This is a genomic window from Curtobacterium sp. PhB137 (assembly GCF_003814955.1).
Classification (GTDB): Bacteria; Actinomycetota; Actinomycetes; order Actinomycetales; family Microbacteriaceae; genus Curtobacterium.
Genome location: NZ_RKQO01000004.1, coordinates 825,688 through 846,777 on the forward strand (window position 1 = coordinate 825,688; position 21,090 = coordinate 846,777).

The following is a 21,090-nucleotide window of genomic DNA, read 5'->3' on the forward strand; positions in this document are numbered from 1 at the left end:
ACAGCTGTCGCGGTCGGCGTCACGACGGCGTCGCAGCCGTCTAGTAATCAGCATGCTGACGACCGGTGTACGCTCGCCGTCGTGTCCCGCTTCCTCCGCATGGTCCTCCCCGCGCTCGTCATCGTGGCCTGGCTCGCGATCGCCTCCGTCGGCGGTCCGTACTTCGGCAAGATCTCCGAGGTGTCGACGAACGACCAGACCTCGTTCCTGCCGGCGTCAGCCGACGCCACGAAGGTGCAGGAGCGGTCGTCCGAGTTCCGCCAGGAGTCGGGCGCACCCGCGATCATCGTGCTCGAGCGCGACGGCGGCATGTCGTCCTCCGACCTGACCGCGGCGAAGGACCTCGCGACCCAGCTCGGTGACCGCGACGACGTCGAAGCCGTCAGCCCGGTGATCCCGAGCGAGGACGGCGACGCGGTCGAGATCGTCGCGACCCTCACCACGGCAGCCGACACCGGTGACGCGGTCGAGGCGATCCGCGCCGACGTCGACGACGCCCTGCCCAGCGGCGTCAGCGGGTACGTCACCGGGCCCGCCGGGTTCACCGCCGACCTGACCGAGGCGTTCGCCGGCATCGACGGCCTGCTGCTCGGGGTGGCGCTCGCCGCGGTCTTCGTGATCCTGATCATCGTCTACCGGTCACCGCTGCTGCCGATCCTCGTGCTCGGCACCGCGACGTTCGCCCTGTGCGCCTCGATCCTCGTGGTGTGGTGGCTCGCCAAGGCCGACATCGTCACCGTGAACGGCCAGGTGCAGGGGATCCTGTCGATCCTGGTGATCGGCGCCGCGACGGACTACGCCCTGCTCTACACGGCGCGCTTCCGCGAGGCGCTGCGCGACCACCGCACGGGCTGGGGTGCGACGAAGGCGGCCCTGCGGGGGAGCCTCGAGCCGATCCTGGCCTCGGGCGGCACCGTCATCGTGGGCGTGCTCTGCCTGCTGCTCTCCGACCTCAACTCGAACAAGGCGCTCGGTCCCGTCGCGGCGATCGGCATCGCGTTCAGCCTGCTCGCCGCCCTGTCGCTGCTGCCCGCCCTGCTGCTCGCGTTCCGTCGCGCCGCGTTCTGGCCGCTCCGTCCCGCGTACGGCAGCGCCCACCCGGTGCTCACCGGTCCGGACGCGCGCGGCATCTGGGCTCGCGTCGGTCGGCTCGTCGCCAAGCGTTCCCGGGTGGTGTGGATCGTCTGCACGGTCGGGCTGCTCGCGATGGGCACGGGCCTGGTCGGGCTCAAGGCCGACGGGGTCCCGCAGAGCGACCTGGTCATCGGGGCCTCGCAGGCACGCGACGGGCAGGACGTCCTGGCCGACCACTTCCCGGGTGGCTCCGGCAGCCCGGCGCAGGTCATCGGGTCGGAGCGCGACCTCGACGCACTCGTCGACGCCGTCACGGGGGTCGACGGCGTCGACGGGGTCGTCGCGGCCGCGAAGGACGCCCCGTCCGGCACGGTGCCCGTGACGGGCGACTCGACCTCGAGCGGCGGCGCCGCCGCTCCGACGGTGTCGCGGGGCGACGTGCTGCTCGAGGCCACGCTGTCCGACCCCGCCGACTCCGACGCCGCCGAACAGACGGTCCGCGACCTCCGCACCGCCGTCGAACGGGTCGATCCCGGCGCGATCGTCGGCGGCGTCACCGCGACGGCCGTCGACACGAACGACACCGGGATCCGCGACCGCACGCTGATCATCCCCGTGGTGCTGGTCGTGATCCTGCTCATCCTGATGCTCCTGCTCCGCAGCGTCGTCGCCCCGCTCGTGCTCATCGGCAGCGTGATCGTGTCGTTCGCCGCCGCACTCGGCGTCGGAGCGCTCGTGTTCGACCACGTGTTCCACTTCCCCGGTGCGGACCCGAGCGTGCCGCTGTACTCGTTCGTGTTCCTCGTCGCGCTCGGGGTGGACTACAACATCTTCCTCATGACACGGGTGCGGGAAGAGGCGCTGCGGCACGGTCCGCACGAGGGGGTCCTGCGCGGACTCGGGGTCACCGGCGGGGTGATCACCTCGGCGGGCGTGGTGCTCGCGGCGACGTTCGCGGCCCTCGGCGTCATCCCGATCCTGTTCCTCGTGCAGATCGCGTTCGTCGTGGCGTTCGGCGTCCTGCTCGACACGATCGTCGTCCGTTCGCTGCTCGTGCCGGCGATCGCGTACGACCTCGGTCGGCGGGCCTGGTGGCCGTCGCGCCTCTCGCGCGCGAACCATCACATGTGACACGCTGGGTGCATGCCAGTTCCTTCGACGCAGCCCGCCGCCGAGCGCAAGCTCCTCCGTGACACCGTGCAGGACAAGATCCGCGACGCGATCATGGACGGCACGCTGGAGCCCGGCGAGCGGCTCAACGACGACGACCTGATCGCGTGGCTCGGGGTCTCCCGCACCCCGATCCGCGAGGCGCTCGCGGAACTCGCCCGCGCCGGCCTGATCGAGATGGCACCGAACCGCTACACCCGCGTGGCGGCCCCGACGAAGGACGAGCTCCTCGACGCCTACCGCACGCTCGGCGTCATCTACGGGGGCGTCGTGCGCCTCGCGGTGCCCAACTTCACCGAGCCGCAGCGCAAGAAGATCGTGAAGATGCTCGACGACGTCATCGCGCGGGTCGGCGCCGACGAGCAGGACCAGGTCGCCCGCAACGGCGCCGACATCTACTCGCAGTGGGCGGACGCCTGCGGCAACCCGTCGCTCGTGCAGCTCTGCCGGTCGACCACCGACGGGCTGTCCTTCAAGCTCCGGGTCCCCGAACTCGCCGAGCTCATCCCGGCCGCGGTGATCCTGCCCGAACTCGAGAACCTCAAGGCTGCCGTCCTGGCGAAGGACCCGATCGCGGCAGAGCTCGCGATGGAGGCCATCCACCTGCTGCCGTCGCGCGCGTAGCGCCCCGTCGCCCAGCGCGACCAGGAGGCGGACGGGAGGCCCGTGGCGACGCCGCCACGGGCCTCCCGTCCGCCGTCACGCGCGTCTCGAGCCGCGACGCCCGCGTCAGTGCGCGACGGCGCTGATCATCCCGAGGCCGACGCTGATGCGGTCGGCGACCTCGATGAGGTCCTCGGCGAGGGAGTCCAGGTCGCGGTCACGCAGCTGCGTCAGGCGCCCCGAGATCGACAGCGCCGCCGCGATCCGCCCCGAGGCGTTGCGGATCGGTGCCGCGATGCAGAACCGGCCGAGCGCGAGCTCCTGGTTCTCCTCGCACCAACCGCGCTTCGCCGAGGCGGCGAGATCGGCCGTCAGGGCGTCGTGCGTCGTGATCGTGTGGTCGGTGTACCGGGCCAGGTCGTCCCCGAGCAGCGAGCGTCGCTCGTCCGGCGACAGGTCGAGCATCAGCGCCTTGCCGAGTGCGGACGCGTGCATCGGCTGCCGCATCCCGATCATCGTGTGCGACTTCGGCGCGAGGGAGCCCTCGAAGTGGCAGAGGTAGATGCACGACGCGGCGTCCTGCACGCCGACGTTGGCGGTCAGGCCGACGCGGTGCGCGAGTTCCTGCGCCGCCGAGCGGCTCTCGCGGTGCACCGGGTTGTGGTTGAGCCCCTGGCTGGCGAGCTCGAGCACGGCCCGACCGACCGAGTACGCCTGGGTCTCCGGATCGCGTCGGACGTACTCGAGCGACTCGAGCGTCGCCAGGAGCCGCCCGGTGGTCGAGGTCCCCAGCCCGATCGCCCGCGCGATGTCGGAGGCGCGCACCGCGCCGTCGGACGCGCCGAGCGCACCGAGGACCGCTGCGGCTCGCTCGATGCTCTGGTTCGGAGGGGTGGTCGCCATCCCCTCATTCTGGCCCGTCCCGGCGCGCGTCAGGAGACCTTCACGGCGCTCGCGGTGACGAACGGGGACCCGTTCGTCGCGGTCACGACGACCCGCAGGGCGGCCGTGCGCACCGGATCGACGTCGTGGACGCGATGGCGGTGTCGGTTCGCGTCGACCGCGGCGAGCGTCCGCCAGGTCCCGTCGACGCACGCCTCGATCCGGTAGTCGCGGGCGAGTGTGGGCACGGCGTCCCAGGGGGTGCGGTGGTGGTGCAGGTTGATGAGGTCGGCGTCGACGTCGTCGTTCCAGACGATGCGCATCTGGCGGACGTCGACGGGCTCCGCCCAGTCGAGCGAGAGCACGGCTGCGCCGGCACCCGCGTCGGACGACCACATGTGCGGTCCGCCGAACGGGCGCTGGTGGCCGTCGCTGACCCGGGAGGCCCGCCACGCGTCCGTCTCGCCGGCTGCGGTGAACGCGAACGCGTGTCCGCGCAGGGCGCGCGCCTCCCAGTCCGTCACGGGCTGTCCGGACTCCTCGGGGATGTGGTCGTCGAACTGCTCGTCGTCGGCAGCGCGGGCGCGCAGGGCCATCACGCCGTAGGGGTGGCCGTCGGTCAGGACCAGTCGGACGCCGGGCTGCCGACGGACCACGACGACCGCGTTGCAGGGTGCGTCCGGGTGGAAGTCCAGGTCGACCACTGCTTCGCCCGGTCCGGCGGCGACGTGTGCGGAGTGCGTGCTGACGTGGTCGATCGGGGCGTAGTTCTGGGGCTTGCCGGTGGTCCAGAGCTCGATGGTGAGCTCGGTGTCGTCGTCCGCCTCGGTGCGGAGCCGGAACTCGCCGAGCGCGGGGTCGGCGGGCAGGAGGATCGCGACGTCGCGGTCCAGGTCGAAGCGGTCGGCGGTCGCGAACGGCGTCGTGTCGATCGTGGTCAGCTCGCTGCTCGCGGTGATGCGGGCGGTGCGGGCCAGGTCGGCGGGGTCGTCGGCGCGGACCCCGATGACCGGTGCGTCCTCGCGCAGCAGGGTCTGCTGCAGCAGGGCGATCTGCTCGGTGCCGAGGGACCGTGGCGTCGTGCCGTGCCGGGCGACCAGGTGCGCGGCGGTGCCGGCTGCCTGCCCCTGGGCCGCGCAGGTGGCCATCACCCGGGTGGACCCGAACGCGACGTGCGACGCGGAGATGTCGCGGCCGGCGAACAGCAGGTTCGACACGTTCGCCGAGTACAGCGACCGGAACGGGATGTCGTAGGTGCCGTCGGTGTACCGCTGCTGGGCGCCGGCGGTCTCGGCGTAGACGCCCTCGACGGGGTGCAGGTCGATCGACCAACCGCCGAACGCCACCGTGTCGGGGAACGAACGCTGCTCGAGCAGGTCCTGCTGCGTCAGGGTGTGGTCGCCGACGAACCGTCGGTACTCGCGCTTGCCGGGGATCGCGCCCACCCAGTCGAGCGTCAGGGTGTCCGCGTCGAACGCCCCCGAGTTCTTGATGTGGTCCCAGATGCCGTAGACGACGCCCCAGAGCTCGTCGCGGATGCGTTCGTTCTCGGCGACGGTGTCGAGTTCGCCGCCCCACTCGATCCACCAGTAGTTGCAGCCGTTGTCGCCGGTCCGGATCGCCCGGTTCGCCAGGATCGGCGTCGTGCCGAGGTCCTTCGCGATCGACGGCGGCACGAACTTCTCGGGGCGGCCGGTGTCGTGCGTCGAGAAGAAGATCGAACTGCCGAGCAGTTCGTCGTCGGCCGTTTCCGGCGCCCACTCCTCTCCGTGCTCGTCGCGGCCCTCGCGCCCGATGCGGTACTCGGCTCCGGCGAGGGCCCCGACGAGGCCGTCGCCCGTGCAGTCGAGGAACACCGGTGCGGTGAACGTCGTCTCGATCTCGGACCCCATGGTCCACCCCGTGACGGCGGTGATGCGTGGTGCGCCGCTGGCGTCGTCCGTCGTCTGCACGGTCCGGACGTCGGTGTTGAGGTGCAGGTGCACGTTCGGCTCGGCCCGGACCAGGTCGAGCACGACCTGGTCCCAGTAGACCGCGTTGCCCTGCGGGTTCCGGTACTGGTTCTCGAGGAAGAGCTCGCCCATGATCCCGGTCTCGCGGGCGAACCGCTGCGTGCCGTGCGCCGTCGCGCCGACCACCCACACCCGGATCTCGCTCGAGGCGTTGCCGCCGAGGACCGGGCGGTTGGTGACGAGGGCGACGTTCGAGCCGAGGCGGGCGGCGGCGACGGCCGCGCTGACACCGGCGAGACCGCCGCCGACGACCACGACGTCGTGGTGCTGTTCACGGGATTGCATGGTCGAAACGGTATCACTCGGTGGCGTGTCTTTCCCACTGTGTGGCAGTGTGTGCCCGGCGAGTGCTATCGTCAACGAATTCTCGACAACGAAGTGTGAGGCCCCACCCATGAGCGACGGAACCCGGACGCAACCCAGCGTCGATGCCGCCACCGCCCCCGAAGTCCAGGTGGCCCTGGGCGACGACGCACGCCGCCAGGGCATGCGGAAGGTGATCGTCGCCGCCGGCGTCGGACACTTCGTCGAGTGGTTCGACTTCGGCCTCTACGGCACGTTGGCGACCGTCATCTCGCTGTACTTCTTCAAGCAGGGCGACCCGCAGGTCGCACTGCTGTCGGCCTTCGCCGTGTTCGGTGCCGGCTTCGTGATGCGTCCGCTCGGCGGGCTGTTCTGGGGGTCGCTCGGTGACCGGGTCGGCCGGAAGACCACGCTGGCCACGGTCATCCTGATCACGAGCGGCGCGACCGCCGTGATGGGCATCCTGCCGACGTACCAGAGCGTCGGGATGCTCGCACCGATCCTGCTCGTCGTGGTGCGGCTGGTGCAGGGCTTCGCCGCCGGTGGCGAGGGTGCCGGGGCGACGACGCTCCTGGCCGAGTACGCCCCGTCGAACCGGCGCGGCTTCGTGACGAGCTTCATCGACGTCTTCGGCTTCGCGGCGTTCATCGTCGGTGGTGGCCTGGTCTTCCTGTTCACGGCGATCGCCGGGGACGGAGCGCTCGAGTCGTGGGGGTGGCGTGTCCTGTTCCTCGTCGCGGTGCCGCTCGGTCTGGTCGGGTTGTACTTGCGCACGAAGCTCGAGGACACCCCGGAGTTCCGCGCGCTCAAGGCCAAGGGGGAACTCGCGAAGAACCCGCTCCGCCGCTCGCTCCGGACCGGGTGGAAGGCCCTGCTCTTCTGCGTCGGGTTCGTCGTCCTCAAGGCCGTCGGTCACTGGATCCTGCAGACGTTCATGCCCTCGTACCTGCAGGCGGACCTCGGGTACTCGCCGCTCGTCTCGTACGGGGTCGTCGTCATCGGCTTCCTGGTGATCGCCGGCCTCGTCCCGTTCTTCGGGCTGCTGTCGGACAAGATCGGCCGGAAGCCCGTGATGCTCGCCGGGTGCGCGGGGTTCCTGGTGCTGACCTACCCGACGCTCATGCTCATGGACGCCGGCAACTTCTGGGCCGCCGCAGCCGCGATGGTGCTGCTCGGGCTGTTCATGGCGGCGTTCGACGGGGCGGTGAGCGCCGCGATGGCCGAACTGTTCCCGACCGCCATCCGCTACGGGTCGATGGGCATCGCCTACAACATCAGCGTGGCGCTCTTCGGCGGCATCACCCCGTACTTCGCCACGTGGCTGATCAGCGCGACGGGCAACACGTTCGCGCCGGCCTTCTACGTGATGGCCGCCGCCGCGATCACCGGCGTGACGGTGCTCCGGGCGCGCGAGACGAACAAGCAGGGACTCGTCGCCGAGTGAGCCGAGCGCGGGCCGGTCGCAGGGGCTGTGGAGTGACCTTCCAGGCGGATTCCATGTCCCCTGCGCGCGCTCCGGTTATGGTTTCCCGGTGAGCAACGAACCCGAGCAGACGACGGAGCCCGCGCGCCGCGGTGCCGTGACGCCGCGCCACGGGCGCCAGAAGCGACGAGCGGGTGTGGTGTTCCCGGCGATCGCGGGCGTGCTCACCATGGCCGTCGTGCTGAGCGGTGGCTACGCGGCGTACGCGTACAACCAGCTGTCCGGCGGGGTCACGATCGTCAACGCGATCACCGGCAAGAAGGACACGAAGGACGACGTCGACGGCAAGGCGCAGAACATCCTGCTCGTCGGTGACGACCACCGGCCGGACAACGCCACCCCCGAGCAGATGGCGGAACTCAGCACGACGTCGGACGGCGGTGCGACGAACACCGACACGATGATCGTCCTGCACATCAACGCCGACGGCACGCAGGCGACGATGATCTCGTTCCCCCGTGACTCGTACGTCGACATCCCGGACGTGGGCAAGGGCAAGCTCAACAGCGCCTTCTACTACGGCACGCTCAACGGTGGCGGCGACACCGGTGGTGCGAAGATGCTCATCAAGACCATCGAGAACCTGAGTGGCCTGCAGATCGACCACTACGTGCGCGTCTCGCTGCTCGGCTTCTACCAGGTGGTCAAGGTGCTCGGTCCGGTCGAGGTCTGCCTGAACCAGGCGACCAACGACCCGTACTCCGGCGTCGACCTGCCGGCCGGTAAGTCCTCGCTGAACGCGAAGGAAGCGCTGTCCTTCGTGCGGCAGCGCCACGGCCTGCCGAACGGCGACCTGGACCGCAACGTCCGCCAGCAGTACTTCCTGTCGCAGGAGGCCCGGAAGGTCACCTCCGCCGGCACGCTGCTGAACCCGGTCAAGATGGGCAACATCCTCAAGGCCGTCGGTGGATCGATCCAGACCGACACCAACCTGATCGACCTCGCCTCGCAGATGCGGAACCTGCGCCCCGCGAACATCCAGTCCGCCACGATCCCGACCCTCGGCACGCCGACGATCTACGTGAACGGTTCGGCGCTGTCCATCGTCGAGGTCGACACCGTCGGGCTGCCCGCCTTCGTGCAGGGCCTGGTCGGCGAACCGGAGGCCTACGCCAAGGCCGGTCGCGCCCAGCCGGCCAACACCTCGGTCACCGTGCTGAACGGCAGCGGCGTCGAGGGTGCCGCGACCGCAGCAGGGCAGGTCCTGACGAGCCGCGGGTTCCAGGTCGCACCGGCCGGGTCCTCGGACACCACCAAGGCCACGCAGGTGCAGTACCCCGCCGGCCAGGAGTCCCAGGCGAAGGCGATCGCGGCAGCCGTGCCCGGTGCCGTCCCGGTGCGCACCAGCGCGGTCGCCGGCGTCACGCTCGTGCTCGGCACCGACGGCAAGACCGCGAAGGCCGCCAGCGAGCCGAGCGCGACCGCTTCGAAGCCCGCGAGCACCGGTTCCGGGTCGAAGCCGAGCAAGCAGGCGTCCAAGGAACCCGCGCCGAAGTCGACCGACGTGCACAACTACGGCACCGAGGGCACCTGCATCAACTGAGGCCACGGCCGGGACTTCCTCGCTAGGTTCGAGGGGTGAGCAGCGCAACGCGTCCGATCGTCCTGATGACCTACAACATCAAGAACCCGGATCCGGAGCACGACTGGCCGGCCCGGCTCCCCGTGCTCCTCGACGTCATCCGCCGGCACGACCCCGACCTGGTGTGCGTGCAGGAGGCCTTCGCGCACCAGCTCGACGACCTGCGCGCCGGGCTGCCGGACCACGCCGACGTCGGACAGGGGCGTGAGGGCGGCACCGCGGGGGAGCACCCGGCGGTGTTCTACCGACGTGACCGGTTCCGACCGACCGACGAGGGGTCGTTCTGGCTGTCGGACACCCCGGACGAACCGGTCTCGAACACGTGGGGCAGCCTGTTCCCCCGCATCGCGAACCACGCCGTGTTCCTGGACACCGACGGGCCGGCGGTCACGGTGCTCACCACGCACCTCGACCACGAACTCGGCGAGCACGGCGACGAGGTGCGCGGGAAGAGCGCGGCGCTCATCGTCGAACGGCTCGCGCGGGAGACCGGTCCGGTCATCGTCGCCGGGGACTGCAACGAGCCGGCCGGCGCCGGAACCGCGTCACGGGTCTTCGCCGACGCCGGGTTCGACGACACCTGGCTGCTCGCGGGCGCCCCGGGGGACCGGACGGCGACGTTCAACGACTGGCAGCCGCCGGTGGACACCGGGGAGCGCATCGACTGGGTGCTGACCCGCGGGGTCGCCGGCGTCGACCGGGTCGTCATCGACCACGACGGGCCGGAGACGTGGTTCGCGAGCGATCACTTCCCGGTGGTCGCGACGATCCGCGTGTGAGTCAGCAGCTCCGCTGCGCGTGCACGGGCATCGGGGAGCCGAGCACCGTGACCGTGGTGTCGTCCGTCAGGGCCGAGACGCCGTTCGTGCCGGAGGAGTCCTGGTCGTCGGAGGAGCCCCAGCCTGCGCGCAGCAGCAACTGCCACGCGCGGAAGTCGTCGGAGCCGAAGGACACCCGTTCGGAGCGCGGGGCGTCCGCGATCTCTTCGGCGATGTCGTCGCCGACCTGGACGCCGCCGGGGCCGGTCAGCTCGATCCGTGCACCGAGCCGGCTGCGGACCTGGTCGCGCAGCACACGGACCTCGACGGCGTTGCCCGCCTGCGCATCGGTGGTCAGGGCCGCGACCCGGATGGCGCCGCCCCACGTGTAGGTGGTGCCGGCCGGGAAGCACGCGCCGCCGTCGCCCTCGGCGGTCTGCGTGCGCGACGGGGTGCCGAGCAGGCGGTCGAGCAGGCTCACGGTCAACCGGGAGTCGCGCATCGACGACTCGACGACGGTCTTCCCGCCGTTGCGGAGCACCAGGGACTCGGCGTCGAGCTCGATGGAGTCGACCCGCCGGAGCTTCGCGTTGGACACGTGCACCGGAGCGGCGTCGTGCGACGTCTCCGCCGCCACGGCGGTGTCCGCACCGAGCCCGGTGGTGCCGTCGAGCGCCAGCGCACCGGCCGAGAAGGCGAGCACGGCAGCGCCGAGCGCCAGCAGGGTCCGAGGGGTCACCGTTCGACGGTACGACCCTGATCCGTCCAGAACGACAGGTGTTACCGAATCGGGTCCTGGCCGTCACCGGACCGTGACAAACGAGGAAGACGCAGTTGCGGCACTGGACCGGTGCGGCCGGCGGACGCTGGCCGCACCGCGCGACGGGGGACAGCCTCCTGGACGGCCCGTGGTGCGCCCCTGCGTACCGTCGGCGGCATGACGGACCAGCAGAACGACCAGGCAGGGCTCGACCAGGCAGCGCTCGACCAGGCAGCGCTCGACCAATACGCCATGCAGGACCCGACGAAGATGTACGCCGACAAGAAGCCGGACGAGCAGTACCTCGAGGGCGCCGGCACCGACGCCGAGATGGCGGAGAACGTCCCCGCCGACCACGGCGAGGACACCTACCGCGGCTCCGGACGGCTGACGGGCCGCAAGGCGCTCGTCACCGGTGGTGACTCCGGCATCGGCGCAGCGGTCGCCATCGCCTACGCACGCGAGGGCGCCGACGTCGCGATCTCGTACCTGCCCGAGGAGCAGGAGGACGCCGACCGCATCATCGCGCTCATCGAGGCAGCCGGACGCAAGGCCGTCGCGCTGCCCGGCGACATCACCTCGCTCGCGGTCTGCGAGCAGATCGTCGCCGACACCGTCGCGCAGCTCGGCGGGATCGACATCCTGGTGAACAACGCGGGCAAGCAGCAGAACGTCTCCTCGATCGAGGACATCTCGGACGAGGAGTTCGACGAGACGTTCAAGACGAACGCCTACGCGACCTTCCGGATCACGAAGGCCGCCGTGCCGCACCTGCAGCCGGGCTCGACGATCATCAACACGACGTCGATCCAGGCCTACGCGCCGTCGCCGCACCTGGTGCACTACGCGGCCACGAAGGCCACCGTGAACAACCTGGCGAAGGGCCTGGCTGCGCAGCTCGCGCCGAAGGGCATCCGCGTCAACGCCGTCGCACCGGGGCCGATCTGGACGCCGCTGCAGCCGGCTGGTGGGCAGCCGCCCGAGGCGCTGCCGTCCGCGGGCGAGCAGACCTACCTGGGCCGCTGGGGCCAGCCGGCCGAGCTCGCGCCGGCCTACGTGTTCCTGGCGAGCGGTGAGTCGTCGTACGTCGTGGGCGAGACGCTGCACGTCGACGGCGGGATGCCGACGCCGTAGGGCGCCGCTGCGGGCTGACGGGAGGCGCGGTGCCGGTGGGTACCGCGCCTCCCGTCGTCCGGGTGGTCCCGTCTGCGGGCCGTGGCGACGTCAGCAGGTGACCGCGCGCGCCATCCGCTCGAGGAGCTCCCGCGCCGACAGTGCTGCCGCCAGCTCGACCTCGACCGGGTTGATGCCGATCGCGTGCTCGAACGCACGGCGTCGGGCCTGGTCGGCGATCGGCACCTCGGGGCGCTGGGGCAGCACGGCGATCGCCTGGGCCGCCGCCCCGAACGCGCCCGCGGGCCGCCCGAGCTGTTCCCACATCGCGCGGACGTCGTGCGCGACCTGCTCCGGGTCGCCGCCGAACTCGAAGCCGGCCGAGGCCATCGTCGCGAGTCCCTGTGCGGTGGGGTCGTTCGGGGTCATGCCCGGCATCGTCACACGGATCCGTGCGAACGCGCTGGGCGTGGTGTCGGTGTCCGTGTCCCCCCATGTGCTGACACCCGTACCGGGGATTCTGTTGTCCCCCGTTCTGCGTTTGGATGGACGTGCCCCGGACTCGGGGAGACCTCGGACAGGACGTCCGTGGAACGACGGAGGGCACGATGCTCGAGAACACCAGCGCCGACACGCAGGCCGCAGCGGCCGCGGCGGCCACCCTGCACCTCCGGATCACGATCGTGGGGGCCACCGTCGACCTGCTCCGTGACGTCCCCTTCCACGAAGCACGCGCCGTGCACGTGGCCGAGCGGATGGGCATCTCCGTCGAGGAGCTCGAACAGCACTTCCCGTCCTGGGACGGCCTGGTGCTCGCAGCCGTCGACCGCTGGAACGGCGGTCGGATGGACGAGGTCACCCGCGAGGTCGGCGACGGCTCGACCGTCGAGCTCTTGCGCGCGATCGTCGCGTCGAACGCCGAGGACCCCGCGCTCATGCGCCTGCTCGTCGCCCTGCTGTCCGTCGCGGGCAACGCCGAGCACCCGATGGCGACCTACCTGCGGTCGCGCTACCAGCTCTTCTACGCCCAGGTGAAGCGCGGCCTCGAGCACGACATCGCCGTCGGTCGCGCCCCGCACACCATGGAACCCCGTCGCGGCGCCGAACAGCTCATCGCGCTGTACGAGGGGCTGCAGCTCCAGGCCCTGCTCCGCTCGGACCTCGACCTGGTGCCGGCGTTCGACCGTGCGGTGGCCCGACTCGAGCGCGGCTGGATGGAGCGCTACGAGCCGCAGGCCGCCCGCCGGCACGCGACGTGGAGCGACGGCGACGACGGCAGCTGGGACATCTGAGCCCGGACCGTCAGCGGCCGTCCGGAGTGCCGGGCCGTCAGCGCCCGTCCGGAGCGCCGCACCGTCAGCGTCCGTCCGGCGCCGACCGTGACCCGCGTGGCACCGAGCCGTCGCCGGGGTCGTACCCGGTGTCGCGGATGACCCGGAGCGCCGTCGTGTCGTTGTGGACCGAGTGCACGACGACCCGACGGGTCCGCCGGAGCGCCCGGCGCGCACCAGGTGTTGCGAACAGGCCGCCGAGCACGAGCCCGGCGCCGATCCCGAGCGCCACGGAGACCGCGGCCACGAAGTCGAGGGCCGCACTCGACGAGCCCGACATGAAGTTCAGCAGTGCGTTCGACACGGCGACCCCGGGCAGCAGCGCTCCGCAGAACGCCGGCACCGCGATCGCCGCGACCGCGGTCCGCATCCGCGCCGCTGCGTAGGTGGAGAGCACGCCGAGCAGGACCGCGGCCAGGAACGTCGCGCCGAGCAGCGGCAGGCCGAGCTGCCGCAGCCCCCACAGCGAGGCCCCCGCCGCCACCGAGAACACCACGGCGACGGGGATCACCCGCGCACTGGCCTGCTGCACGAAGCAGTTCGCCCCGGCCGACACCACCGTGAGCGAGAGTGACGCCCACAACGGCAACGCCTGCGTGACGATGCCCGACGGGTCGACCTCGAGGTGCAGCCACTTCGTCATCGCGATCCCCGCGGGCACCCCCACGACGATGGCGGCGATGACCAAGCCGATGTAGAACGCCCGGGCGACCGCCATCGCGCGGAAGCCGGAGATCGCGTCCTGGGCCCAGGTCACGAGTGAGACGTGCGGCAGGAGCAGCACCACCAGGGCCGCCACCATCGTGGCGGCACCCGCCGGGTGCAGGACGCCCACTCCGATGGCCAGGGTGCCGATCACCGACGCGACCGCTCCCTGCGCGCCGGACACGAAGAACTGCGGGTAGCCACGACCGGTCAGCCAGCGCCCGGACAGGATGATCCCGAACATCAGCACGAAGGCGCCGATGCCCGCTCGCCACCCACCACCGGCCTGCATCGCGATCGAGGTCCCCAGGATCGAGAGCCCGACGTCGGCGAGCCACGTGGGCCAGCGCGGCGGCATCCGCAGCACCGCCACGAGGGCGCTCACGCCCGAGGTCATGTCCCGTTGGTCGTGGATCAGGTCGTCCACGATCTGGTTCGCGCGCGCGAGTCGGTCGAGGTCGGAGCCGTCGGAACTCACTGTCCGGACCTTCACGAGCGGCGGGATGTCGGCCGGCGCGTACTGGATCGTCACCGAGCTGCCGGAGAAGTCGAGGTCGAGCGGGGCCAGGTTCCACTTCGTCGACACCGCGACGACGGCGGTCTCGACGCTGCGGGTGTCGGCGCCGGAGGCGAGCATCACCTCGGCCAGGTCGAGGCAGAAGTCGACGATCTGGGCGGCGGTGTACTGGTCGCGCCCCTTGGCGTCGGGTTCGACGTGCTCGTAGATCGTGCCGCGCAGTCGGGCACGTGCGTCGCGCAGGTCGTGCTGCGCCAGGCTGCGGCGTCGGGGGCGGGGTGGCCGGTGTGGGCGCCCCGGCTTGGGCTCGCCGGGGAAGTGCTGCTCGGCCATCCGACCATGGTGCCAGTCGCGATCTGGACGCGACCAGAGCGGACGGGAGGCCCGGTGCCAGCTGGCACCGGGCCTCCCGTCAGGTGGTCGGTCGCGTCTCGGACGCGACCCGACTACTGCTCGAACGTCGCGTCGAGCGTGATCTCGACGCCGGTGAGCGCCTTGCTGACCGGGCAGGTCGCCTTGGCGTCCTCGGCGGCCTTCAGGAAGGTCGCCTCGTCGATGCCGGTGACCTCACCGTGCACGGTCAGGGCGATGCCGGTGAGCTTGAAGCCGCCAGCCGAGTCCGGGCCGAGCGAGACGTCGGCCTTGACGTCGAGGGCCTCGACCGTGCCGCCGGCCTCGCCGAGGACGGCGGAGAACTGCATGGCGTAGCAGGCCGAGTGTGCGGCGGCGATGAGCTCCTCGGGGCTGGTGCTGCCACCGGCCTCGTCAGCGGCGCGCTTCGGGAACGAGACGTCGTAGGTGCCGACCTTCGAGCTGGAGAGTTCGACCTGGCCGGAACCGTCGTTGAGGCCGCCGTTCCAGGCGGTGCGTGCGGTGCGCGTGGGCATGGCCGCTCCTTTCGTGTGGGGGATCGGACCCGAGCGGGACCGTCGCAGCCGAGTCAAGCGGAGAACGCACGTTCTCGCAACCGGCTCACGGCGAAGACGCAGGCTTCGCGGTTCTGAGCGACAGGTGTTGTCCACAACAACAGGTGTAGCGTGATGGTGTTCAAAGGAGACCCATCATGCGCGCCGTCGTGTTCGAGCAGTACCAGACCTTCCCGTCCCTGACGGAGGTCCCGAAGCCCACCCCGGGTCCGGGGGAGGTGCTCCTCAAGGTCGCAGGTGCCGGCGCGTGCCACTCGGACGTCGCGGTCTACCGCGAGTTCGCCGCCGGTGCTCCGGGGTCGCAGCAGCCCCCGTTCGTCCTCGGGCACGAGAACTCCGGCTGGGTCGAGTCCGTCGGCGACGGCGTGACCGGGTTCACCGAGGGCGACGCCTACCTGGTCTACGGGCCGGTCGGCTGCGGGCACTGCTCGTACTGCTCGAAGGGGCAGGACACCTACTGCGAGAACGCCGCGACGAACCCGTACATGGGCATCGGTCTCGGGCGGGATGGCGGCATGGCGGAGTACGTCAGTGTCCCCGCCCGCAACCTCGTGCCGCTCGGCGACGCCGATCCGATCGCTGCCGCACCGCTCAGCGACGCCGCGCTCACGCCGTACCACGCGATCAAGAACTCCCTGCCGAACCTGGCCGGCGGCGGCAAGTACGCGCTGGTCGTCGGGCTGGGCGGCCTCGGGCAGATCGCCGTGCAGATCCTCACCGCGCTCACCGGCGCCACGGTGATCGCGACCGACGTGAAGCAGGACGCCATGGACCGCGCTGCCGCCCGTGGCGCGATCACGGTGCCCGGCGGGCCGGACCAGGCCGCCGCGATCCGCGAGATCACCGGCGGCCGCGGGGTCGATGCCGCGTTCGACTTCGTCGGAGCGACGCCCACCATCAAGGTCGCTCAGGCGTCGATGGCGGTCGGTGGCCGGTTCACCGTCGTCGGGATCGCCGGCGGTACCACCGAGTGGAACTTCTTCGCGACGCCGTACGAGTCGACGATCACGAACACCTACTGGGGCACGATCGAGGACCTGCACGAGGTCGTCGCGATGTACCGCGCCGGGCAGATCGTCCCCGACGTGGAGCGGTACGCGCTGTCGGACGCGCTCGAGGCCTACCGGAAGCTCGAGGCCGGCGAGCTGTCGGGTCGCGCGGTGGTCGTCCCGACGCTCTGACGCGGGGCGCCTCGCGGCGTAGCTGGTCGAATCGGGCGTACCTGGTCGGAAGTTCTGACCAGGTACGCCCGATTCCGCTTTCCAGCGCAGGTGTTCTGGGAAGGAACGACCCCGGGTCAGCGGCCGGCGGCGTAGCCCTGGGCACCGCGTGGGTTCGCGGCGGCGCCGAGTACGCCCGTCGCCGGGTCCCGCGTCACGCAGGACAACCGTCCGAGGCTCCAGTCGCCGGCGCGGGTGACGACGTGACCGCGTGCCTCGAGTTCCGCGATGACGTCGTCGCCGAGGCGGTCCTCGACCACGAGCCCCGCCGGCTCCCACGTGCGCGGCCAGAACGACCCCGGGAACGACGTCGTGTGCAGCGCCGGGGCGTCGATCGCCTGCTGCGGGGTGTACCCGCCGACGATCCACCGCAGCAGGAACAGCAGCTGCCACTGGTCCTGCTGGTCGCCGCCGGGTGAGCCGACCGCGGCCACGGGGACGCCGTCACGCAGCACCAGGGTCGGTGTCAGGGTCGTGCGGGGGCGCTCGCCGGGGCGGAGCGTCGACGCCGTGCCCGGTTCGAGCCAGGTCATCTGCAGCCGGGTGCCCAGGCAGAACCCGAGGTCCGGGATCGTCGGCGACGACTGCAGCCACCCGCCGGACGGCGTCGCGCTGACGATGTTGCCCCAGCGGTCCACGACGTCGATGTGGCAGGTGTCGCCCCGGGTCTCGCCGTCCGGGGTCACGAACGGCTCGCCGCGGTCCTCGACCGGAGCGACCGGAGCGACCTGCACCGTGGGTTCGCCGAGACCAGCGCCGTCGCCGGCGGAGTACGACGTCCGGGCCGGCGGCATCGCCCGCTCGACGCCCGCGATCGTGCCCGGTCGCAGCTCGGCCGAGGCCCGCTCGCCGATCAGCGCACGCCGCTCGTCCGTGTACGCGTCGGAGAGCAGCACGTCGAGCGGGACGTCGCCGTCGCCGTAGAACGCCTCGCGGTCGGCCATGGCGAGCTTCTGCGCCTCCACGATGGTGTGTGCGCCGACCGACGTCGACGGGTCGAGCAGTGCGTCGTCGAGCGGTTCGAGCAGCCGCAGGGTCTGCAGGAGCGCCGGACCCTGGCCCCACGGCCCGGTCTTCGCGATCGTGCAACCGCGGAACTCCGTCGTCGCCGCGGGCTCGTACGACGCCCGGAACGCCGCCAGGTCCGACGCCCGGATGACTCCAGCGTGGTCGGTGCCCGACGCGTGTCGGTGCGGCTCCCGCACGAAGCGGTCGATGGCCTCGGCGACGAAGCCCTCGGCCCACTCGCTCCGCGCGGCGTCGATGCGGGCGGTCCGGCTGCCGGAGCCGTCACCGGCGTCGAGGAGCCGGTCGAGCACTGCGGCCAGCGCCTCGTTGCGCACCAGGTCCCCGGGGGCCGGCACCGTCCCCACGGGCTCGGCCGACGCGTCGCTCCGCAGGCTCCGCGACCCGTCGGTACCGGCCCGCGTGGGCCCACCTCCTGGCAGCCACTGCGTGGCGGACGTGGGCCAGTGGTCACGGAACAGGCCCTGCACGGCGGTGATCGTCCGGACCACCCCGGCTGCGACCGGGTGGCCGTCACGGGCGTATCCGATCGCCGGCGCGAGGACGTCCGCGAGCTCCCACGTGCCGTGGTCGCGGAGCAGCAGCAGCCACGCGTCGACGGCACCCGGGACGGTGGCGGCGAGTGCGCCGGAGCCGGGGACGAGGTCGAGTCCCTCGGCGCGGTAGTGCTCGGGTGTCGCACCGGCCGGCGCCGGACCCTGGCCGACGAGCACGACCGGGGTCGGGTTCGATGCCGTCGCGAACACCGCCGTCAGGTCGCCGCCCGGGCCGTTCAGGTGCGGTTCGACCACGTGCAGGACGAACGCGCCCGCGACGGCTGCGTCGAAGGCGTTGCCGCCGCGTTCGAGCACCGACTGCGCGGTGGCGGTCGCGATCCAGTGTGTCGCGGCCGCCATGCCGAACGTGCCCTGCAGGTCCGGGCGCGAGGTCTGCGTGGCGGGCGGGACGAAGGCGGGGTTCGGCGTCGGCATGCACCCATCCTGTCCCCACGGTTCTCTGCTCAGCCCAGGGCCACGACGATCCCCGCTGCGACGAGCAGTGCGACGTACCCCCAGGCGTGCACGACCTCGGGCAGGTGCGGAGGGCGACGTCGGAGCAGCACGATGACCGGCATCGCGCCGACCAGCAGGGCTGCGGCTGCCCGGACGTCGACGGCGCCGACGAGTCCGGCGGTGTGCGGGACGACCGCCGGCAGCAGCATGGTCACCGCGGCTGCGGGCAGCGTGATCGCCAGCGTGAGGGGGTTCGCCAGCGTTGTCGCCGCGGTCATGGTGGCACCGGACCGGCGCAGCATCGGGACCGTCACCACGCTGCCGCCGACGCCGAGGAACGCCGCGACCGCACCGATCGGGAGGCCCGTGGCAGTCGGCACGCCGGTGCGGGTCGGTCCCTGGTCGCGTCCACCGCCGCGGGTCGCGACTGCGCGATCCGTCGCCGAGCTGCGCAGGAAGCCCGGGCGCAGGAGCAGGTCGGCGACCGTGACCCCGAGGTAGACGACGAAGCCCCAGCGCAGGAGCGCGTCCGGTGCCTCTCGTGCGGCGAGCACCCCGACCGTGCCGCCGACCCCGAGCAGGACGAACAGCGACGAACGGCCCCGGAGTGGTGCGAGGGCGCCGCGCCGGGCCGAGACGGTGGCCACGGCGGCGTTCACGAGCATCACGAGGGCCGAGGTCGCCGTGGCCACCCGGACGGCGTCGCCACCGAGGGCTGCGTCGGCGACGGTGATGATCGGCACGGTGACGAACCCACCGCCGAACCCGAACAGGACGGTGGTGACCCCGACCAGGACCCCGATGACCACGAGCACGATGAACGACATGCCTCCATCCCAGCCGGGATCACCACGGCGGACGATCGGGTGTGCGGCATGTTCCTTCGAGACCTAGCCTCGACGTGTGCGCAACGTCCCGGTCTCCGAGTTCGACCACCAGCCGTTCGACGTCCTGCCGATCGGCACCGACTACCCGCCGGACCACCTGCTCGCCCGGCACGAGCACCGACGGGCGCAGCTGCTCTACGGTGCGAGCGGCGTGATGCTCGTCGAGACCGACGACGGCTCGTGGACGGTGCCGACCGACCGGGCCGTGCTCATCCCGCCCGGGGTGCCCCACGAGGTCCGGATGCTCGACGTCAGCACCTGGAGCCTGTACGTCGAGCCGGACGCCGTGCCCTGGTGGCCGACACGGTGCACCGTCGTCGAGGTCGGGCCCCTGCTGCGCGAGGTGCTTCGCGCCGCCAACGCGCTCGACGTGCCGTACGACGACGGCGGCCGGGACGGCACCCTCGTCCGGCTCGCCCTGCACGAGCTGCAGCGCGTCGCACCGATCCCGCTGAGCGTCTCGCTGCCGCCACGGGGCGTCCTGCGCGACCTGTGTCGGGCGTACCTGGCCGAGCCCGACGTCCACGTGACGAACACCGACTGGGCACGTGCGGCAGCCGTCTCGGAACGCACCCTCGACCGCCACTTCCGTGCGGCCACGGGGGTGGGTCCCGCGAGCTGGCGCGTGCGTGCGCGACTGTTGGCGAGCCTCCCGGCCCTGCGACGCGGCACCGTGACGGAGGTGGCGGGCCGACTCGGCTACGCGACCCCCGCGGCGTTCACCGCCGCCTTCTCGAAGGCGTTCGGGGCCCCGCCGTCCCGGTTCCGGTGAGGCCTTGCGCTCCCGCGGGTGCGAGCGCATACTGAACGCAACGGTTAATTAACCGACCGGCTCACAGAGGAGGCGACGATGGAACCCGACCACACCGACGTCGTCCTGTCAGCGCTCGCCGACCCGATCCGACGGCGCATCGTCGAACGGCTCGGCAAGGGTGAGGCGACCGTCTCCGAGTTGTCGGAGCCGTTCGACGTCAGCGCCCCGGCGATCTCGCGGCACCTCGGCGTGCTCGAACGCGCCGGCCTCATCACGCGCGAGCGGCACGGCACGTGGCGCACGTGCCGTCTCCGGCCCGAGGCCGTCGACGAGCTCGGCGCCTGGCTGGGCCGGTTGCGTCCCGACTGGGACCGCCGGTTCGACCGCCTGGAGGCCCTGCTCGCCGCCCAGCGCACGCCTGCCCCGGTGGGCAGCCCGTCCACCGCCCCACCCGCCAGTTCCACCAGTTCCGCCTTCACCGTCGATCCGCAGGAGCAGTCATGACCGAACAGTTCACCGCCCACGCCACCCACCGCTTCGCCCACCCCGTCGCCGACGTCTACCGAGCGTTCGTCGACCCGGCCCTGCTCGCGCTCTGGTTCGGGCCCCTCGGCTTCCACGTCCCCGTCGCCACCGTCGAGGTCGACGCGCGAGTCGGTGGCGCCTGGAACCTCACGATGGTCAGCAACGACAACGCCGAGTGGTCGTCGCCCGTCACCTCGACCCTCGAGCAGATCGAGGAGAACCGGATCATCGTCGGCACCTCGACGGCGCACGGCATCCCCGGGGTCGAGGACGGCACCGCGCTGTCCCTGACGCTGGAGTTCGCCGAGGACGGCGACGGCACGATCGTCTCCCTGACGCAGGGACCCTTCCCCGAGTTCATGCGCGACATGAACATCGCCGGCTGGACGCAGTCGTTCCACAAGCTCGAAGCACTGCTGGCGACACCGAAGGAGTTCTTCCAGCAGCCGTAGCCACACCCCCCTGTC

The 21,090-nt window shown here is 71.7% G+C and carries 19 protein-coding genes; 11 read left to right on the plus strand and 8 right to left on the minus strand.

The features are described 5' to 3' along the window. Positions 1-99: 99 nt before the first annotated feature. Together EDF28_RS04380 and EDF28_RS04385 are read left to right on the plus strand one after the other, a co-directional pair. The gene (locus EDF28_RS04380; RefSeq protein WP_260154617.1) at positions 100-2,205 is read left to right on the plus strand and encodes an efflux RND transporter permease subunit; all 2,106 of its coding nucleotides are present in this window, start codon (positions 100-102) and stop codon (positions 2,203-2,205) included. Positions 2,206-2,217: 12 nt separating this feature from the next. Further along, complete coding sequence (locus tag EDF28_RS04385) at positions 2,218-2,868, plus strand: GntR family transcriptional regulator (RefSeq protein WP_111085873.1); 651 nt, start codon at positions 2,218-2,220, stop codon at positions 2,866-2,868. Between the two features lie 105 nt (positions 2,869-2,973). On the opposite strand, the gene EDF28_RS04390 is transcribed toward EDF28_RS04385, so the two are convergent. Both EDF28_RS04390 and EDF28_RS04395 read right to left on the minus strand, forming a co-directional pair. After that, on the minus strand, positions 2,974-3,750 hold the full coding sequence (locus EDF28_RS04390) for an IclR family transcriptional regulator (protein ID WP_123294849.1): 777 nt from the start codon (positions 3,748-3,750) through the stop codon (positions 2,974-2,976). A 29-nt stretch (positions 3,751-3,779) separates the two neighbouring features. Next, positions 3,780-6,101 carry an FAD-dependent oxidoreductase gene (locus EDF28_RS04395; RefSeq protein WP_395874864.1) on the minus strand — a complete coding sequence of 774 codons (2,322 nt, stop codon included), beginning with the start codon at positions 6,099-6,101 and terminating at the stop codon, positions 3,780-3,782. Between the two features lie 34 nt (positions 6,102-6,135). Here EDF28_RS04395 and EDF28_RS04400 point away from each other — a divergent pair, with 34 nt between their 5' ends. The 3 genes from EDF28_RS04400 (at position 6,136) to EDF28_RS04410 (ending at position 9,888) form a co-directional block, all read left to right on the plus strand. After that, the gene (locus EDF28_RS04400; protein WP_123937289.1) at positions 6,136-7,488 is read left to right on the plus strand and encodes an MFS transporter; all 1,353 of its coding nucleotides are present in this window, start codon (positions 6,136-6,138) and stop codon (positions 7,486-7,488) included. A gap of 88 nt (positions 7,489-7,576) precedes the next feature. Continuing rightward, on the plus strand, positions 7,577-9,070 hold the full coding sequence (locus EDF28_RS04405; RefSeq protein WP_123937290.1) for an LCP family protein: 1,494 nt from the start codon (positions 7,577-7,579) through the stop codon (positions 9,068-9,070). A 35-nt stretch (positions 9,071-9,105) separates the two neighbouring features. Then, positions 9,106-9,888 carry an endonuclease/exonuclease/phosphatase family protein gene (locus EDF28_RS04410; protein ID WP_123937291.1) on the plus strand — a complete coding sequence of 261 codons (783 nt, stop codon included), beginning with the start codon at positions 9,106-9,108 and terminating at the stop codon, positions 9,886-9,888. A 1-nt stretch (position 9,889) separates the two neighbouring features. Here the strand turns inward: EDF28_RS04410 and EDF28_RS04415 are convergent, their stop codons facing one another. Further along, a complete protein-coding gene (locus tag EDF28_RS04415) occupies positions 9,890-10,606 on the minus strand; it encodes a hypothetical protein (RefSeq protein ID WP_123937292.1) in 717 nt (238 codons plus the stop codon). A gap of 273 nt (positions 10,607-10,879) precedes the next feature. Between EDF28_RS04415 and EDF28_RS04420 the strand changes: the two genes are divergently transcribed. Next, positions 10,880-11,761, plus strand: coding sequence for an SDR family oxidoreductase (locus EDF28_RS04420; protein ID WP_123937633.1), 882 nt, complete (start codon positions 10,880-10,882; stop codon positions 11,759-11,761). A gap of 90 nt (positions 11,762-11,851) precedes the next feature. On the opposite strand, the gene EDF28_RS04425 is transcribed toward EDF28_RS04420, so the two are convergent. Next, a complete protein-coding gene (locus EDF28_RS04425) occupies positions 11,852-12,169 on the minus strand; it encodes a hypothetical protein (protein WP_123937293.1) in 318 nt (105 codons plus the stop codon). A 179-nt stretch (positions 12,170-12,348) separates the two neighbouring features. Here EDF28_RS04425 and EDF28_RS04430 point away from each other — a divergent pair, with 179 nt between their 5' ends. After that, positions 12,349-13,032, plus strand: coding sequence for a TetR/AcrR family transcriptional regulator (locus EDF28_RS04430; RefSeq protein ID WP_123937294.1), 684 nt, complete (start codon positions 12,349-12,351; stop codon positions 13,030-13,032). A 64-nt stretch (positions 13,033-13,096) separates the two neighbouring features. On the opposite strand, the gene EDF28_RS04435 is transcribed toward EDF28_RS04430, so the two are convergent. Together EDF28_RS04435 and EDF28_RS04440 are read right to left on the minus strand one after the other, a co-directional pair. Further along, on the minus strand, positions 13,097-14,626 hold the full coding sequence (locus EDF28_RS04435) for a threonine/serine exporter ThrE family protein (protein WP_123937295.1): 1,530 nt from the start codon (positions 14,624-14,626) through the stop codon (positions 13,097-13,099). Between the two features lie 113 nt (positions 14,627-14,739). Next, positions 14,740-15,180, minus strand: coding sequence for an OsmC family protein (locus tag EDF28_RS04440; protein ID WP_123339114.1), 441 nt, complete (start codon positions 15,178-15,180; stop codon positions 14,740-14,742). Positions 15,181-15,356: 176 nt separating this feature from the next. On the opposite strand from EDF28_RS04440, the gene EDF28_RS04445 reads away from it, so the two are divergent. Then, entirely contained in the window at positions 15,357-16,400 is a 1,044-nt protein-coding gene (locus EDF28_RS04445; protein WP_123937296.1) for an NAD(P)-dependent alcohol dehydrogenase, read from the plus strand. 116 nt (positions 16,401-16,516) lie between these two features. Here EDF28_RS04445 and EDF28_RS04450 read toward each other — a convergent pair whose 3' ends face one another. Both EDF28_RS04450 and EDF28_RS04455 read right to left on the minus strand, forming a co-directional pair. Next, positions 16,517-18,436 (minus strand): gamma-glutamyltransferase family protein, encoded by a 1,920-nt coding sequence (locus EDF28_RS04450; RefSeq protein ID WP_123937297.1) that lies wholly within the window; start codon positions 18,434-18,436, stop codon positions 16,517-16,519. 29 nt (positions 18,437-18,465) lie between these two features. Then, positions 18,466-19,284: a sulfite exporter TauE/SafE family protein gene (locus EDF28_RS04455; RefSeq protein ID WP_123937298.1), complete on the minus strand. Its 819-nt coding sequence runs from the start codon at positions 19,282-19,284 to the stop codon at positions 18,466-18,468. Between the two features lie 76 nt (positions 19,285-19,360). On the opposite strand from EDF28_RS04455, the gene EDF28_RS04460 reads away from it, so the two are divergent. From EDF28_RS04460 to EDF28_RS04470, 3 genes are all read left to right on the plus strand, one after another. Beyond that, positions 19,361-20,116, plus strand: a complete 756-nt coding sequence (locus tag EDF28_RS04460) for a helix-turn-helix domain-containing protein (RefSeq protein ID WP_123937299.1) — start codon at positions 19,361-19,363, stop codon at positions 20,114-20,116. A 78-nt stretch (positions 20,117-20,194) separates the two neighbouring features. Further along, positions 20,195-20,602: a helix-turn-helix transcriptional regulator gene (locus tag EDF28_RS04465; protein WP_123937300.1), complete on the plus strand. Its 408-nt coding sequence runs from the start codon at positions 20,195-20,197 to the stop codon at positions 20,600-20,602. Beyond that, complete coding sequence (locus tag EDF28_RS04470) at positions 20,599-21,075, plus strand: SRPBCC domain-containing protein (protein WP_123937301.1); 477 nt, start codon at positions 20,599-20,601, stop codon at positions 21,073-21,075. Before EDF28_RS04465 ends, EDF28_RS04470 begins: the two co-directional genes overlap by 4 nt. The last annotated feature ends 15 nt before the right edge of the window (positions 21,076-21,090 follow it).